General features: G+C 59.3%; 11 protein-coding genes. 5 read left to right on the forward strand and 6 right to left on the reverse strand.

Annotated features, from left to right (window positions below):
• Positions 1–13: 13 nt before the first annotated feature.
• A complete protein-coding gene (locus GHO25_RS09050) occupies positions 14–2,716 on the reverse strand; it encodes a DEAD/DEAH box helicase (protein WP_153390619.1) in 2,703 nt (900 codons plus the stop codon).
• Positions 2,717–2,740: 24 nt separating this feature from the next.
• Positions 2,741–6,190: a transcription-repair coupling factor gene (gene mfd / locus GHO25_RS09055; protein WP_178110037.1), complete on the reverse strand. Its 3,450-nt coding sequence runs from the start codon at positions 6,188–6,190 to the stop codon at positions 2,741–2,743.
• Positions 6,191–6,477: 287 nt separating this feature from the next.
• On the opposite strand from mfd, the gene GHO25_RS09060 reads away from it, so the two are divergent.
• Positions 6,478–7,941 carry a glyceraldehyde-3-phosphate dehydrogenase gene (locus tag GHO25_RS09060; RefSeq protein ID WP_153334247.1) on the forward strand — a complete coding sequence of 488 codons (1,464 nt, stop codon included), beginning with the start codon at positions 6,478–6,480 and terminating at the stop codon, positions 7,939–7,941.
• A gap of 151 nt (positions 7,942–8,092) precedes the next feature.
• Here the strand turns inward: GHO25_RS09060 and GHO25_RS09065 are convergent, their stop codons facing one another.
• Complete coding sequence (locus GHO25_RS09065) at positions 8,093–9,376, reverse strand: MFS transporter (RefSeq protein ID WP_153390621.1); 1,284 nt, start codon at positions 9,374–9,376, stop codon at positions 8,093–8,095.
• 523 nt (positions 9,377–9,899) lie between these two features.
• On the opposite strand from GHO25_RS09065, the gene sthA reads away from it, so the two are divergent.
• Positions 9,900–11,294 carry a Si-specific NAD(P)(+) transhydrogenase gene (gene sthA / locus GHO25_RS09070; protein WP_048389312.1) on the forward strand — a complete coding sequence of 465 codons (1,395 nt, stop codon included), beginning with the start codon at positions 9,900–9,902 and terminating at the stop codon, positions 11,292–11,294.
• A gap of 42 nt (positions 11,295–11,336) precedes the next feature.
• Here sthA and GHO25_RS09075 read toward each other — a convergent pair whose 3' ends face one another.
• Positions 11,337–12,059 carry a glycerophosphodiester phosphodiesterase gene (locus GHO25_RS09075; protein ID WP_048368699.1) on the reverse strand — a complete coding sequence of 241 codons (723 nt, stop codon included), beginning with the start codon at positions 12,057–12,059 and terminating at the stop codon, positions 11,337–11,339.
• Between the two features lie 52 nt (positions 12,060–12,111).
• Positions 12,112–12,696: a PilZ domain-containing protein gene (locus GHO25_RS09080; RefSeq protein ID WP_153390622.1), complete on the reverse strand. Its 585-nt coding sequence runs from the start codon at positions 12,694–12,696 to the stop codon at positions 12,112–12,114.
• 94 nt (positions 12,697–12,790) lie between these two features.
• Between GHO25_RS09080 and GHO25_RS09085 the strand changes: the two genes are divergently transcribed.
• The 3 genes from GHO25_RS09085 (at position 12,791) to GHO25_RS09095 (ending at position 16,035) form a co-directional block, all read left to right on the forward strand.
• Positions 12,791–14,038 carry a lipoprotein-releasing ABC transporter permease subunit gene (locus GHO25_RS09085; protein ID WP_048368697.1) on the forward strand — a complete coding sequence of 416 codons (1,248 nt, stop codon included), beginning with the start codon at positions 12,791–12,793 and terminating at the stop codon, positions 14,036–14,038.
• Between the two features lie 7 nt (positions 14,039–14,045).
• On the forward strand, positions 14,046–14,729 hold the full coding sequence (lolD, locus tag GHO25_RS09090; protein ID WP_162207681.1) for a lipoprotein-releasing ABC transporter ATP-binding protein LolD: 684 nt from the start codon (positions 14,046–14,048) through the stop codon (positions 14,727–14,729).
• A gap of 61 nt (positions 14,730–14,790) precedes the next feature.
• The gene (locus GHO25_RS09095; protein WP_048389308.1) at positions 14,791–16,035 is read left to right on the forward strand and encodes a lipoprotein-releasing ABC transporter permease subunit; all 1,245 of its coding nucleotides are present in this window, start codon (positions 14,791–14,793) and stop codon (positions 16,033–16,035) included.
• A 75-nt stretch (positions 16,036–16,110) separates the two neighbouring features.
• Here the strand turns inward: GHO25_RS09095 and GHO25_RS09100 are convergent.
• Positions 16,111–16,955: heavy metal sensor histidine kinase (locus tag GHO25_RS09100; RefSeq protein ID WP_153390623.1), on the reverse strand; the 845-nt coding region annotated here is incomplete at its 5' end.

Below are 16,955 nucleotides of genomic sequence, written 5' to 3' on the forward strand. Positions count from 1 at the left end.
ACAGATAGGGTTTTTAGCGTTTTTCGTTTTTAGGCGGCAATGGCGCAAACAGGGCGTCGATGTCGTCGTCTTGCAGTTTCCAGTCTCCGGCGATGCGTCCATCCAGTACGCCTGCCGCCAAATCTGATTTTTCCTGCTGCAGGTGCTGGATTTTCTCTTCCACGGTGCCGCGGGCAATCATCTTGTACACAAACACCGGTTTTTCCTGGCCAATGCGATAGGCGCGGTCGGTGGCCTGGTTTTCGGCGGCCGGGTTCCACCACGGGTCGTAGTGGATCACGGTGTCGGCTTCAGTCAGGTTCAAGCCTACGCCGCCCGCCTTGAGGCTGATCAGGAAGATCTGCAGCTTGCCGCTCTGGAAGTCCTTGACCGGCGCACGTCGGTCGCGGGTTTGCCCAGTGAGCAGGGCGTAGCGGATGTTGCGTTTCTTCAGTTCGGCTTCGATCAGTTCCAGCATCGAGGTGAACTGAGAAAACAACAGGATGCGCCGACCTTCGGCAAACAGTTCTTCAAGCATGGTCATCAAGCTGTCCAGCTTGCCCGAGGTGCTGCCTTTTTTCGGTGGTGTGTTGCTGACCAGGCGCAGGTCGCAGCACACCTGGCGCAGTTTGAGCAGCGCTTCGAGAATGATGATCTGGCTACGGCCTACGCCTTTGCGGGTGATTTCGTCGCGGACCTTTTTATCCATCGCCAGGCGCATGGTTTCGTACACGTCGCGCTGGGCCTCGTTGAGGTCGACCCAATGGATGATCTCGGTTTTCGGCGGCAGCTCAGTGGCAACTTGTTCTTTGGTGCGACGCAACAAAAACGGTTTTATCCGGGCATTCAAGTGCTGCAAGCGCTCGTCGTTGCCCTGACGTTCAATCGGCACCCGGTAGTTGTGGTTGAAGGTTTTCATGTCGCCCAGCCAGCCGGGGAGCAGGAAGTGAAACAGTGACCATAGCTCGCCCAAGTGGTTTTCCAGCGGCGTGCCGCTCAGGCACAGGCGCTGGCGGGCCACCAGCTCGCAGGCAGCCAGTGACGCCTTGCTACTGGGATTCTTGATGTACTGCGCTTCATCGAGGATCAATACGTGCAGCGCTAATTTGGCCAACTGCTCACTGTCTTTGGGCAGCAGTGCGTAGGTGGTGAGGATCAGGTCGTAGTCGTTCAGGTGATCGAAGTGTTTTTTGCGCGTTGCGCCCACCAGTGCCAGCACTTTGAGTTGCGGGGTGAAATGCGCAGCTTCATCCAGCCAGTTGGGGATCAGACTGGTGGGCATTACGACCATGGCCGGGCGGTCGAGGCGTCCGGCATTTTTCTCGCAAAGAGCATGCGCCAGTGTTTGCAGGGTTTTGCCCAGGCCCATGTCGTCCGCAAGAATGCCGCCGACTTCAAGCTGGCGCAGTGACTGCATCCAGCTCAGTCCCTCCAGCTGATAGGGGCGCAGGTTGGCATTGAGTCCTTCGGGGGCGTCGACGCTGAAGTCTTTGATGTCGCGCAGGCGTTGGGCAAAACCACGGATGTGCTCGCCGCCTTCCCAGCGCAACGGCATGGCGTCCAGTGCATTAAGGCGCGGGGCGTCAGCACTTTTGATGCGCAATGCGGTGGCGCCCGGCTCACCCAGATAGAACTCGTCGAGGGTCGCCAGCACCGGTTTCAGGCGGCCATAGGGCAGCGCAACTTGCAGTGGGCCGTGGCCGCTGTTGGGCGTGGCCGGGATATTCACCAGAATCAGTTCGTCGTCGCGACGTCGGGCGAGCTTTTCGGGGCTGAGGATGTCGGTGTGCGAGCGCATCAGGTTCAGCAGAATCGGCAGCAAGCTCAGGCGCTGGCCGTTGACGATGATCCCCAGCTCCAGGTCGAACCAGTCGTGCTCCGGGGCTTCGTCGACGTTGGCGTACCAGTCTTCGATCGGCGACAGGTCAAAGCCGAAATCTTCGTCAATCTGTAGCTCCCAGCCTTGCTCGCGCAGGCCGGGCATCTGGTTCAGGGTGAAGTTGAGCCAGGCGCTGTCGTTGACCATCTCAAACAGTTCGCCGGCGCTCTCCGGCAGGGCTTTGCTCTGGCGGGTAGCGATTTTGAAGCCCAGCTCGCGCAACTGCTCGCGAAAGGCGTTTTCGGCCTCGGGCTGGCGTTTGATGCGCAGGGTTTGGTGCTCCTGGCGTATCAGGATATCTGCGGCTTTGTGCCCGCTGGCGTAGTGATCCAGGTAATTGAATGACAGCGCGGCGCGGTGCTGGGTGTAGCGCTGCATTTTCCCGTTGCGCGGTTCGAAGGCGCTGAATTCGGCGCTGGCCAGCCACAGGCGTGGCGTAGGCTGCACGTCTTCACTCAGCACTTCTGGGAGGTTGTTGGGGCGGCGCGAGTCGAGTACGGCCTGGAGTTTTTCCAGAAGCTCAGCGTCCTGGGCAGCAGCGGGGTAGTTCAAGGTGTCTTCAATCTTCAGTAAAACGGCAGCGGTGTGCTTGCAGTTAGTGCGTACAGGGCACGTACAGTTCGCGCTCACCAGCAGCAGGGTGCCTTTGGCGGATTCGCGTAACTGTATGGTCTGGCGATAGGTGTTGTCCCCCGAACCCTGGCAACTGGCCGTGATCAGGCTGTCGCCGATCTGCGCGATTCTGACACGGTTTTCCCGGGCGTAGCGGCGGCCACGCTCCAGGCTTTGTTCTTTGAAACGACTGACCCAAGTCGGTGCGAGCGGCTTGGTCAGTCGCGGGTTCAGGTTCGGGGGCATGGGCGTTTCATTGCGCAGGTCCCATTACGACGACTTCGGCGTGAGGCGCTCCAGGAGGGCCTCGATGACATTGAAGCGTTCGTCCGGGCGTTCCATCGGCACCATAAATTTAAACAGCGTGGCGCCTTCGAATTTATAGCGGTTGGGCTGGCTTTGGATCAGTTTGATCAAGGTCAGCGGATCAACCGGTGTGTCGGAGGCAAATTCGACACGACCGCCTTGTGGCCCAGCGTCGATCTTCTTGATGCCCAGTTGTTCGGCCTGCAATTTAAGCAGGGTAATGCGCACCAGGTTCTTCGTCGGCTCCGGGAGCAGGCCAAAGCGGTCGATCATCTCGACCTGCAAGTCCTTGAGGCCGTCTTCGTCGGTGGCCGAGGCAATGCGCTTGTAGAGGATCAGGCGCGCATGTACATCTGGCAAGTACGACTCCGGGATCAGTGCGGGCACGCGCAGGTTGATTTCAGGCCCGCCGCCCAGCGGCTGCTCAAGGTTAGGCTGCTCGCCCTTGCGAATCGACTTGACCGCGCGCTCGAGCATTTCCATGTACAGGGTAAAACCGACCGCCTGGATCTGGCCGCTTTGGCCGTCGCCGAGCAGCTCGCCCGCACCACGGATTTCCAGGTCGTTGGTGGCCAGAACAAAACCGGCGCCCAGGTCCTGGGTGTTGGCGATGGCTTCGAGGCGCTTTTGTGCGTCGCCGGTGATTTGCTGGCGCGGTGGCGTCAACAGGTAGGCGTAGGCCTGGTGGTGACTGCGCCCGACACGGCCGCGTAATTGGTGCAACTGCGCCAGGCCGAATTTGTCTGCGCGCTCGATGATGATGGTGTTGGCGCTCGGCACGTCGATACCGGTTTCGATGATGGTCGACGCGATCAGCACGTTAAAGCGCTTGTGATAGAAGTCGCTCATCACCTGTTCGAGTTCGCTTTCACGCATCTGCCCGTGGCCGATGCCGATCCGCGCCTCGGGCACCAGGGCTGCCAGTTCGGCGGCACATTTTTCGATGCTCTTAACGTCGTTGTGCAGGTAGTACACCTGGCCACCACGGAGCAATTCACGCAGCAGAGCCTCTTTGACCGTGCTGTTGTTTTGCTCCATGACGAAGGTGCGCACCGACAGCCGGCGCGCCGGTGGCGTGGCGATGATCGACAGGTCACGCATGCCCGACACCGCCATGTTCAGTGTGCGCGGGATCGGCGTGGCAGTGAGGGTCAGAATGTCGACTTCGCTGCGCAGGGCCTTGAGCTGTTCTTTTTGACGCACCCCGAAGCGGTGTTCTTCGTCGATGATCACCAGCCCCAGGTTTTTGATTTTGACGTCGTCCTGCAGCAGCTTGTGCGTGCCGATCACGATGTCGATCTTGCCTTCGGCCAGGTCGGCCACGGCCTGGTTGATCTCTTTGGCGGACTTGAAGCGGCTCATCACTTCAACACGCACCGGCCAGTCGGCAAAGCGGTCGCGGAAGCTGTTGTAGTGCTGTTGGGCGAGCAGGGTGGTTGGCACCAGAATCGCCACCTGACGGCCGCCGTGCACGGCAATAAAGGCCGCGCGCATGGCCACTTCGGTTTTACCGAAGCCCACGTCGCCACACACCAGACGGTCCATCGGCTTGGGCGACAACATGTCGGCGCGCACGGCCTCGATGGTGGTTTGCTGGTCCGGGGTTTCTTCAAACGGGAAGCCGGTACTGAAGGTGGCGTAATCGGCCTTCGGGTCGGCAAACGCATGGCCTTCGCGGGCGGCGCGGCGGGCGTAGATGTCGAGCAACTCGGCGGCCACGTCACGCACTTGTTCGGCGGCTTTGCGTTTGGCTTTTTGCCAGGTCTCGGAGCCCAGGCGGTGCAGCGGCGCCAGTTCGTCATCGCTGCCGGTGTAGCGGGCAATCAGGTGCAGGTTGGCTACCGGCACGTACAGCTTGGCGCCCTCGGCGTATTCCAGAGTAAGGAATTCGGCGACCTGATTGTCGACTTCCAGCGTCGCCAGCCCCTGATAACGCCCCACGCCGTGGTCAATGTGCACCACCGGCGCGCCTTCGCGCAGTTCGGTGAGGTTTTTGATCACTGCGTCGTTGTTGGCGTCGGCGCGTTTTTCACGGCGTCGACGTTGCATGACGCGTTGCCCGAACAGCGGGCTTTCGGCGATCAGCGCCAGGGCCGGTTCATCCAGCAGCAAGCCTTCATCCAGCGGGGCGATGGTGATCGCCAGGCGGTGTTTGCTGGCGACAAAGTCAGGCCAGTTGTCGACGTTTTTCGGCCGCAGCTTCAGGCGTTCGAGCAGTTCGAGCAGCACTTCGCGGCGCCCGGCCGATTCGGCGGTGAACAGCACGCGGCCATCAAATTGCTCGAGGAAGCCGGACAACGCCGCCAACGGCTGGTTGGCCTTGGCTTCAATGGCCAGGTTCGGCAGCGGTTGCGCCGGGAAGCGTTCGCGGCCACTGCCAGCGTCGATGTCGTCCTGGCTGGCGACCACGCGTGGCCAGCTTTTAAGCCGGGCAAAGCAGTCTTCAACCGGCAGGAACAGTTCGGCCGGGGGCAGCAAAGGGCGCGACGGATCAATGCGGCGTTCTTCGTAGCGGTTGCGCACATCTGACCAGAAGTTCTCTGCCGCCTGCTCGATACCCGGCAGCGAGAACACTTGCGTGTCCCCCGGCAGGTAGTCGAACAGCGTCGAGGTTTCGTCGAAAAACAGCGGCAGGTAATACTCGATCCCCGCCGGGGTGATCCCGCTGGTCAGGTCTTGAAAGATCGGGCAGCGACGGAAGTCGACATCGAAGCGCTCGCGAAAACGCGCCTTGAATCGGGTCACGGCGTCTTTTTGCAGCGGGAACTCGCGGGCCGGCAGCAAGCGCACCGACTCCACTTTGTCGATGGAGCGCTGGGTCTCCGGATCGAAGGTGCGCAGGGTCTCGATTTCATCGTCGAACAGATCGATCCGGTACGGCAGTTTGCTGCCCATCGGGAACAGGTCGATCAACGCACCGCGCACGGCGAACTCGCCATGCTCATACACCGTGTCAACGCAGCGATAACCACTGGCCTCAAGGCGCGTGCGCATTTGCTCGACATCAAGCTTTTGCCCCACGTCCAGCACCAGGCTGCTGCCCAGCAGGAACTTGGTCGGCGCCAGGCGATGTAGGGCGGTAGTGATCGGCACTACCAAAACACCGTGGTCCAGCTCTGGCAGCCTGTAAAGGCTGGCAATGCGCTGGGAAATGATGTCCTGATGCGGCGAGAACAAGTCGTAGGGCAGGGTTTCCCAGTCGGGGAAATGCAACACCGGCAGTTCGGGGGCGAAAAAGCGTAATTCCTGCTCAAGGCGTTCAGCACTTTGGCTGTCGGCAGTCAGGAGCAGGGTGAAGCGCTTGGCGGCGCTGGCGGCCTCGGCAATGGCGAGGCTCAGGGCAGCACCGGGCAGATTGCTCCAGTGCTGTTTACCTGCCGTAGCAGGGAGTTTGGGTAGACGCAGGACGGGCACGGAAGGTTGAGCTCCAAGCGTTGCGGCAAAGAGGCTAAGTGTAACGGCCAAGGGGATGGCTGTCAGTTGCCGTCTTTAATGGAGTCTTGAATTCACCGCTTCAAGGCGTAAAACATTGGGCCGGAGGGCGTTGCAGCACGGCTTGAAGCCGCAAAAAAGCCCATTGTTAGAAAATTATTTACCTTTATTTGTTGGTGCTTAAACGTTTCAGTTGAGGTGTGTGACAGGCGTGCATTGCCCATGTATGGACACAACTGCATAATGTAGCCCCTTTTTTCAGCCCCTACATGTGGAAGGTTCCCGTGACTCAGAAGCCCGACCAGTGTCTTGGTGAATGGATCGACCGTGAAGCACTCGCAGAAGCGATGATTCCGCTCATCGGTCAGCTTTACCGCAATAACAATGTGGTGAGTTCGATCTATGGCCGCAGCCTGATCAACCGTTCAGTCATTGCGATTCTCAAAGCGCACCGCTTTGCCCGTCATCGCCAGTCCGATGACAGCGAATTGTCCGTGCACGAAACTTTCCCGCTGCTCAAAGCGATGAGCGAGCTCAAGCTCGGCGCCGCGTCGGTAGATCTGGGCAAGCTGGCAGTCAAGTTCAAGGCTGAAGGCAATGGCCGTACGGCCGAGCAGTTCGTTCGCGAAGAACTGGCCGATGTGGTTGGTCAGCAAAACGCTTCTGCACGTAAAGGCACTGACGTTGTGCTGTACGGCTTCGGTCGTATCGGCCGTCTGCTGGCCCGTATCCTGATCGAAAAAACCGGTGGCGGCGACGGCCTGCGTCTGCGTGCCATCGTTGTGCGCAAAGGCGCCGAAAATGATCTGGTCAAGCGCGCCAGCCTGCTGCGTCGTGACTCGGTACATGGTCCGTTCGACGGCACCATCGTGGTCGATGAAGAAAACAACACCATCACCGCCAACGGTAACCTGATCCAGGTGATTTACGCGAAGAACCCGACTGAGGTGGACTACACCCAGTACGGCATTCAGAACGCCCTGCTGGTGGACAACACCGGTGTATGGCGTGACGCCGACGGCCTGGGTCAGCACTTGCAGTGCCCGGGTATCGACCGCGTTGTTCTGACTGCGCCGGGTAAAGGCAAGCTGAAGAACATCGTTCACGGCATCAACCACGGCGAAATCACCGCAGACGACAAGATCGTTTCGGCGGCATCCTGCACCACCAACGCCATCGTGCCGGTGCTCAAGGCTGTCAACGACAAGTTCGGTATCGTCAACGGTCACGTTGAGACTGTTCACTCGTACACCAACGACCAGAACCTGATCGACAACTTCCACAAAGGCGATCGCCGTGGCCGTAGCGCCGCGCTGAACATGGTTATCACCGAGACCGGTGCTGCGACAGCTGCTGCCAAGGCATTGCCTGAGCTGGCTGGCAAGCTGACCGGTAACGCGATCCGCGTTCCGACGCCAAACGTGTCGATGGCCATTCTCAACCTGAACCTTGAGAAGCCGGCTACCCGCGAAGAAATGAACGACTACCTGCGTCACATGGCGCTGCACTCCGATCTGCACAAGCAAATCGACTTCGTGAGCTCCCAGGAAGTGGTATCGACTGACTTCGTGGGTTCGCGTCACGCCGGTGTGGTGGATGCTGAAGCGACTATCTGCAATGACAACCGCGTTGTGCTGTACGTGTGGTACGACAACGAATTCGGTTACAGCTGCCAGGTAGTGCGCGTGATGGAAGACATGGCCGGGGTTAACCCGCCAGCGTTCCCGCGCTAAGCACTCGCTGCAACTAAAAACGCCCCGACTGGTTCGGGGCGTTTTTGTGTGCGGCATTTAAAAACCTGTAGGAGCGAGCTTGTCTCGCGATCTTTTAAACGATCAAAAGATCGCGAGGCAAGCTCACTCCTACAGATAGGCGCAGGTCCGCTTAAGCCGCTTGCGCTACGCGCAACTGATGCTTGTTACCGCGAAACAGCGCCACGGTGGCAATCAGGCCCAATACGGCTGCACCGGTGAGCCACAGGCCGGGCGCTGCTTTGTTGTCCAGGGCGTGGATCAAGTAGGTACATGCGGCCGGGGTAAAGCCCCCGAAGGTCGCAGTTGCCAAGCTGTAAGCCAGTGAGAAGCCTGTGGTGCGCACTTCTGCGGGCATGATTTCGGTCAGGGCAACCACCATCGCACCGTTGTACGAGCCGTACAGGAACGACAACCACAACTCCACGATCAGCAAGTGGCTGAAGCTCGGGTTGACCACCAGCCAGGACAAGGCCGGATAGGCGGTGAGGATGGCAAGAATGGTTGCGCCCAGCAGCAGCGGCCGGCGACCGATTTTGTCAGACAGTGCGCCCATGATCGGCAGCCAGATAAAGTTCGACAGGCCAATACAGACCGTCACCAGCAGCGCTTCAAGATCTGACAGGTGCAGCTCGGTCTTGCCGAAGGTCGGGGTGTAGGCGGTGATGAGGTAGAAAGACACAGTGGTCATCACCACCAGCGCCATACCGCCCAGTACCAGGCCAAAGTTCTGGCCGATGGAGGTGATGATTTCACGCAGGGTAGGGCGATGTTTGCGGGCTTCGAACTCCGGTGTTTCTTCCATGGACTTACGGATGACAAAGATCACCGGCACGATCATGCAGCCGATCAAAAACGGAATCCGCCAGCCCCAGTCACCCATGTCTTCCGGGCTCAGCCAGTGGTTCAAACCTACGCCCATCAAACCTGCGAAAACCACCGCAGCCTGTTGGCTCGCGGACTGCCAGCTCACGAAGAAGCCTTTGCGGCCCGGTGTGGCGATTTCTGCCAGGTATACCGATACGCCGCCCAGCTCCACGCCCGCCGAGAAACCTTGCAACAGACGGCCAAGCAGCACCAGCAGCGGTGCCGCGACGCCCAGGGTGGCATAACCCGGTACGCAGGCAATCAGTACGGTGCCCATGGCCATCAGAGCCAGGGTAATGATCAAGCCTTTACGACGGCCGTGGCGGTCGATGTAGGCGCCCAGAAAAATAGCGCCCAATGGACGCATCAGGAAACCGGCGCCGAAGGTCGCCAGGGCAAGCATTAAGGATGCGAAAGCGCTGTCGCTGGGGAAGAAGGTTTTGGCAATGGCCGTGGCGTAAAAGCCAAAGACCATGAAGTCGAACATTTCGAGAAAGTTGCCGCTGACAACGCGAAAAATCGCTTTGCCTTTGCCTGTACTGGAGGCCATCAGAAATCACCCGCTGTTATCTGTTTTATGCGTAATCCATGTTTGTTGCTTGTCCACACTGCAAGATCAAGGCGCACGCCGTTGTACAAAACAGTTTTGTAACGATATGTGTATCAAGCCGTCCAGGCAACTTTTGTTGCTGTTGCGCGTCGGATTCAAGGGCTTTGGGCCTGCAAAGGCTAGCGATTTTTTTTAATTAATCCTGGCGGGGTGAGCGAGATGCTCCGGCGGATTTTGGTCTTTTGATGATCTTTAGCGCACAAGATGAACGCAACATTACGTGCATCACAGCTCTCGCGTTTTACAGCGAGGGCTGCTTTTGGCGAGGCTGACATGAGGGTGAAATGCAAACGGTGATGTAGTGCAGACAAAATTAGCCTACGACAAGACCAAGGGTTAATGTTCGCCGCGGTCAGGCTTCTATAGACTGTGCCCCACGTTTTGATCCTTCATGGCGCTGGCCGCGACATGATTTAGCCGTAGGTGCCCAAAGCGGTGCCACGGCCTGTTCTGAGGAGTACGCATGGCTGTCTACAACTACGATGTAGTGGTACTGGGCTCTGGCCCTGCAGGAGAAGGCGCGGCAATGAACGCCGCTAAAGCAGGGCGCAAGGTAGCAATGGTCGACAGCCGGCGCCAGGTCGGCGGCAACTGCACGCACTTGGGCACGATCCCGTCCAAAGCCTTGCGTCACTCGGTTCGCCAGATCATGCAGTTCAACACCAACCCGATGTTCCGGGCCATTGGTGAGCCGCGTTGGTTCTCGTTCCCGGACGTGCTTAAAAGCGCTGAAAAAGTCATTTCCAAGCAAGTGGCTTCGCGCACCGGTTACTACGCGCGCAACCGCGTTGACCTGTTCTTCGGTATCGGCAGCTTCAACGACGAACAGTCCATTCAGGTGGTATGCCCTAACGGCGTGGTTGAAACCCTGATCGCCAAGCAAATCATTATCGCCACCGGCTCGCGTCCTTATCGCCCGGCCGATATCGATTTCACCCACTCGCGTATCTACGATAGCGACACCATCCTCAGCCTGGGCCACACCCCGCGCAAGTTGATCATTTACGGCGCTGGCGTGATCGGTTGCGAATACGCTTCGATTTTCAGTGGCTTGGGTGTGCTGGTTGAGCTGGTCGACAACCGTGGGCAATTGCTCAGCTTCCTCGACGCCGAAATCTCCCAGGCCTTGAGCTACCACTTCAGCAACAACAACGTGACTGTTCGCCACAATGAAGAGTACGAGCGGGTTGAAGGTGTTGAAAACGGTGTGATCCTGCACCTCAAGTCCGGCAAAAAGATCAAGGCAGACGCCTTGCTCTGGTGCAACGGCCGTACCGGTAACACCGACCAACTGGGCCTGGAAAACGTCGGCCTCAAGGCCAATGGCCGTGGCCAGGTGCATGTGGATGAAAACTACCGCACCGACGTGCCGAACATCTACGCCGCAGGCGATGTGATCGGCTGGCCAAGCCTGGCCAGTGCCGCTCACGACCAGGGCCGTTCAGCCGCCGGCAGCATTGTCGACAATGGCAGCTGGCGCTTCGTCAACGACGTGCCGACCGGTATTTACACCATTCCGGAGATCAGCTCGATCGGCAAGAACGAGCAGGAGCTGACCCAGGCCAAAGTACCGTACGAAGTGGGCAAGGCGTTCTTCAAGAGCATGGCGCGTGCACAGATTGCCGGCGAGCCTCAGGGCATGCTGAAAATCCTGTTCCATCGCGAAACCCTTGAAGTGCTGGGCGTTCACTGCTTCGGTTATCAGGCTTCAGAGATCGTGCATATCGGTCAGGCGATCATGAACCAGCCGGGCGAACTGAACACCCTGAAGTACTTCGTGAACACCACGTTCAACTACCCGACCATGGCCGAAGCCTATCGGGTAGCCGCTTACGATGGCCTCAACCGGCTTTTTTAAGCGGCTCCGGCCGGTGGCCTGAGCCGGTCGGGGAGACCGATTTCAGCCATTCCCAAGGGTGGCAGTGGCCAAACCGGGAAAGTCTGTAATCAGGCTGTCGACGCCGAAATCAGCGAGTCTGCGCATCAGTGCAGGCTCGTTGACTGTCCACACCGACACATGCAACCCCTGGCGCTGAGCTTTGGCCAGACGTTCAGGCGTGCAGAGTGTCCAGTTCAACGCCAGCATCTCGCAACCGTAATTCTGGGCGACCTTCAGAGGGTCGAGCCAGGCGTACTCGGCTACCAGGCCGCGTGACAGGTCCGGGGTCAGCTCCAACGCGGCCTTGAGCACTTCTCGCGAGCTGGAGGTGACGGTGACTTTGTCCATCAGGCCATGGCGTTCAGCCATTTCGCGGATCGCCAGCACGGTGGTGGCAGCGCGGGTGCGCGAGGCGCTTTTGACTTCCAGTTGCCAGTGCTCAAAGTTGCACTTTTCAAACAGTTCTTCCAGACGCGGGATCGGGCACGGATGTACCCAGCCCGGGCCGCCTTTGCGTGCGTCATAGGTCACCAGGTCGGCAGCGGTCTGTTCAATCACCTTGCCGCGTCGGTCGGTGGTGCGTTTGAGGGTCGGGTCGTGGATCACCATCAACTCGCCATCTTTGGACAAGTGCAAATCCAGTTCGCAACGACGAACGCCGTGCTTGAGGCATTGCTCAAAGCTGGCAAGGGTGTTTTCCGGTGCTTCGCCTTTGGCGCCGCGATGGCCATAAATCAGGGTCACAATTGCTCCTTTATGCAGCATTCACTGCGTCTACAGAGAGCCCGTTGAGGGCTTACTCGGTCGTTGGATCGTCTAAGTCGCGCGCCAGTCGCCGCGCCTGAGCCTGTTTTTGCAAAATATGGCGTGCCAGCAATTGGCGCTGGGTTTCGCTCAGTGCTTCAAATTCTGTTGCTATCCAAAAACGCCCGGCGTCGGCCCGGCATTCAACGATCCGGGCGCGCAGCAACAACCCCAAGGCTTGCGGCATCAACACCAGCTTGACCGATACATGGCTATCAACCGGGTACGCCTGCGGGTGGTGAAAGTCGATACCGCCTTCGGACAGCGTGACCGGTTGCAGTTCGCCGACCTTACCCAGCACCGTTTGCGCGACGATCTGGCTGAGCAGATCGACGCGTTTGTTCAGGGTTTTAAGGTAGCTGGACAGCGTGCGGTCGCGCTCGCTGATCTGGCGCAACAGGTGTTGGGACTCGAATTCGCTGAGGTGCAGTTCACTGAGCAAATTGAAGAGCGGAGATGCATCCTGCAACACTTTACCGCTGTCGACCTCGGCGGCCGACAGTGGGGTGATTTCCAGTGCGATCACATCCTCGATACGGTAGTATTCGCGGCGATTTGCTTCATCTAATGTCGACATGGCGAACCCATGATGGCGGCTGTGGTCAGAGTGTAAAGCTGCTTATCAGGCCCCGCCACAAGGACGCCTTCTTTTCCCCAGAACAAGCCCCGACATGTTCAGACCTCTCTTCGTATTTATTGGCACGCGTTATACCCGTGCAAAGCGTCGCAATCATTTTGTGTCGTTCATTTCCCTGACTTCAATGATCGGGCTCGCCCTTGGCGTGGTCGTGATGATTGTCGTGCTTTCGGTGATGAACGGCTTCGATCATGAGATGCGCACCCGCGTGCTGGGCATGGTGCCCCACGCGACCATCGTCGGCGATCAACCGATCACAGACTGGCAAAGCCTGGCCGCCAAGGTCCAGCAAAACCCGAAAGTGGAGGCGGTTGCGCCGTTCACCCAGATGCAGGGGTTGCTGACCCACGATGGCAATGTGCAGAAAGTGCTGCTCAATGCTATCGACCCGGTGCAGGAGCGCAAAGTCTCGATCATCGATCACTTCATGCAGGAGGGGCAGCTCGACTCCCTGACCCCCGGCAGCTTCGGCATCATTATTGGTGACAAGGCCGCCAAAGCGCTGGGCGTGGGTGTGGGCGACAAGCTGACCTTCGTGGCCCCGGAAGTGTCTGTGACCCCGGCCGGCATGTTCCCGCGCATGAAACGCTTCACCGTGCAGGGCATTTTCCATGTCGGCGCGGGCGAGATCGACGGCTACCTCGGTCTGACCAATTTGCAGGACCTGGCGCGCATGCAGCGCTGGAAGCCTGACCAGGTACAGGGCTTGCGCCTCAAGTTCGGTGATTTGTTCGAGGCCCCGCGCGGCGCGTGGGAAATCGCCCAGCATTTGGGTGACAGCTATTACGCCCGTGACTGGACCCGTACCCACGGCAACCTGTACCAGGCCATCCGCATGGAAAAAGCCATGATCGGCCTGCTGCTGTTGCTGATCGTGGCCGTAGCTGCGTTCAACATCATTTCCACGCTGGTGATGGTGGTCAATGACAAGAAAGGCGACATCGCCATTCTGCGTACCTTGGGCGCGACACCGGGCACCATCATGGCCATCTTTATGGTGCAGGGCACGGTGATTGGCGTGGTCGGCACGGCCATCGGCGCGGTGGTGGGTATCCTTGCCGCGCTGAATGTGAGCGCTGCGATCTCGGCCCTCGAAGGCCTGATCGGTCACAAGTTTCTCAATGCTGACGTGTACTTCATCGACTACCTGCCGTCGCAATTGCAGGCGCAGGATGTGTTGATGGTGTGCGGTGCGGCGTTGGTTCTGAGTTTCCTCGCGACCTTGTACCCGGCCTGGCGTGCTGCGCGCACCCAGCCTGCGCAGGCGCTTCGTTATGAGTGAGTTGGGCATGAAAGATCAAGCAGTGTTGAGTTGCCGCGACCTGGGCAAGGCCTACGAGGAAGGCCCGGAGTCGGTGGTGGTGTTATCGGGCTTGCAGTTAGAGCTGCACCCGGGTGAGCGCGTGGCGATTGTCGGTACTTCGGGCTCGGGTAAAAGTACTTTGCTGAACCTGCTCGGCGGCCTCGATACCCCGACCACCGGTAGCGTGTGGCTGGCGGGCGAAGAGTTGTCGGCACTGGGCGAAAAGGCCCGTGGCCTGCTGCGTAACCGCTCGCTGGGCTTTGTGTACCAGTTCCACCACTTGCTGCCGGAGTTCACCGCACTTGAGAACGTGTGCATGCCGCTGTTGATCGGCAAAACCCCGATCCCGGAGGCGCGCGAGCGTGCCACAGCGTTGCTGACTCGTGTTGGCCTGGGCCATCGGCTGGAGCACAAGCCCGCCGAGCTGTCCGGTGGTGAACGTCAGCGTGTGGCAATTGCCCGTGCACTGGTGAACAAGCCGGGGCTGGTGATGCTCGACGAGCCCACCGGTAACCTCGACTCGCACACCGCCCAAGGCATTCAGGATTTGATGCTGGAACTCAGCACCTCGATGCGCACCGCGTTCCTGGTGGTGACCCACGACATGAACCTGGCCCGGCAGATGGATCGCGTGTTGCACCTTCAAGAAGGTCGCCTGACCGCGATTTGATCGGCCAAGCCCGACGCTGAATCACGGCGTCGGGCCTTTTATTTTTATACGGTGCCCGCGAATGTTCAGACCGTTATCGATTTTTATCGGCACGCGCTATACCCGCGCCAAGCGCCGCAATCGTTTTGTTTCGTTTATCTCCATGACCTCGATGATCGGCCTCGCCCTGGGCGTGCTGGCGATGATCGTGGTGTTGTCGGTGATGAACGGTTTTCAGCGCGAAATGAGTAACCGCATCCTCGGCATGGTGCCGCACGCAACCATCGTTGGCGTCAAGCCGATCGATGACTGGCGTCCGGTGGCCGAAGCGGCGATGAAAAACCCGGAAGTCACGGCGGCTGTGCCGTTTACCGAGATGGACGGCATGTTGTCGTACAAAGGCTCAATGCAACCGATCCAGATCAGCGGTGTGGATCCGGCATTGGAAGGGCAGGTGTCCATCGTCGCCAAGCACATCGTGCAGGGCAAACTTGAAGACCTTAAGCCGGGCGAGTTCGGCGTTGTGCTGGGTGATATCACGGCGCGGCGTTTTCGTTTGAGCGTCGGTGACAAAATCACCTTGATCGTACCCGAGGCCAGTACTGCTCCCGGCGGGATTACTCCACGCTTGCAGCGCCTGAACGTGGTCGGCATCTTCAAGGTCGGCGCTGAACTGGATGGTTCGATGGGCCTGGTGAACATGGCCGATGCTGCGACCATTCAGCATTGGCAGCCAAACCAGGTGCAGAGCGTACGCCTTGCGGTCAAAGACTTGTACGCAGCGCCAAAAGTGTCGCAGCAAATTGCTGCCGGGCTGGGCGCGGACTACAAGGCCGATGACTGGACCCACACCCAGGGCAGCCTGTTCAGCGCCATGAAAATGGAAAAAACCATGATCGGTCTGTTGCTGCTGATGATTGTCGCCGTGGCGGCGTTCAACATCATCGCCACCTTGATCATGGTGGTGAACGACAAGGGCGCGGACATCGCGATCTTGCGCACCATCGGCGCGACACCACGTCAGATCATGGCGATTTTCATGGTGCAGGGAACAGTAATCGGCATCGTCGGCACCTTGATCGGCGGTGTACTGGGCGTGATTGCCGCCTTGAATGTCAGCGAGCTGGTGGGCTGGATCGAGCGGATTTCCGGGCAACATATTTTCAGCTCGGACGTGTACTTCGTCAGCAACCTGCCGTCGGAGCTGCAAGGTGGTGACGTTGCGTTGATCTGCGGCGCGGGCTTTTTGTTGAGCTTTCTGGCGACGTTGTACCCGGCCTACCGCGCGGCCAAGATCGAGCCTGCACACGCGTTGCGGTATTCCTGATTGTAGGAGCGAGCTTGCCTCGCGATCTTTTAAAGATCAAAAGATCGCGAGACGAGCTCGCTCCTACAGGGTGGGTCAGGTGTTGCGTGGCAACTCAATCACAAACTGTGTCCAGCCTTCCTGCGATTCACACCTGATCTGCCCGCCATGGGCGCGAATGATCGATTGGGTGATGGCCAACCCCAACCCTGCATGCTCACTACTGCCTTCGCTGCGCGCCGGGTCGGCGCGGTAAAAACGGTCAAACAAGCGCGGCAATAATTCGGCACTGACCCCGGGGCCGGGGTTGGACAGGCTGATGCGCACAGCAGCCGCCGCTTCGCTGATCACCACCTTGATCGCCCCGCCAGTCGGTGTGTAACGCAAGGCGTTATCCAGCAGGTTAGAAAGGGCGCGCCGCAACATGCTGCGGTCTCCGGCGATCTGGGCGCGGCCTTCGCGGGTCAGTTCGATCTGTGAGTCTTCGGCCAGCAGCGCATAAAACTCCAGTAGCGAATCCACTTCATTGGCCAGCTCCAGGGGCTCGCGGTGCGGGGTCAGCAAGCCGTGGTCGGCTTTGGCCAGGTACAGCATGTCGTTGACCAGTTGGGCCATCCATTGCAGCTCTTCAAGGTTGCTGTGAAGCGCCTCTTTGTAAGCTTCGATGTCTCGCGGCCGGGTCAGGGTGACTTGGGTGTGCGTCAGCACGTTGGACAGCGGCGTGCGCAGTTCATGGGCAATGTCGGCGGAGAACGCCGACAGGCGCTGAAAAGAGTCATCCAGCCGTTCCAGCATGGCGTTGAAGGCGATCGCCAGCTCCGCCAGTTCGGGCGGCATCTGCGCGTGGGGCAGGCGTGCATTCAGCGAGTCGGCTGACACGCTGCCAGCAATCGCGCTCATGCGGCGCAGCGGGCGCAACCCGCTACGGGCCGCCCAAGCGC

Source organism: Pseudomonas sp. FSL R10-1350, from assembly GCF_009600525.1.
Classification (GTDB): Bacteria; Pseudomonadota; Gammaproteobacteria; order Pseudomonadales; family Pseudomonadaceae; genus Aquipseudomonas; species Aquipseudomonas helleri.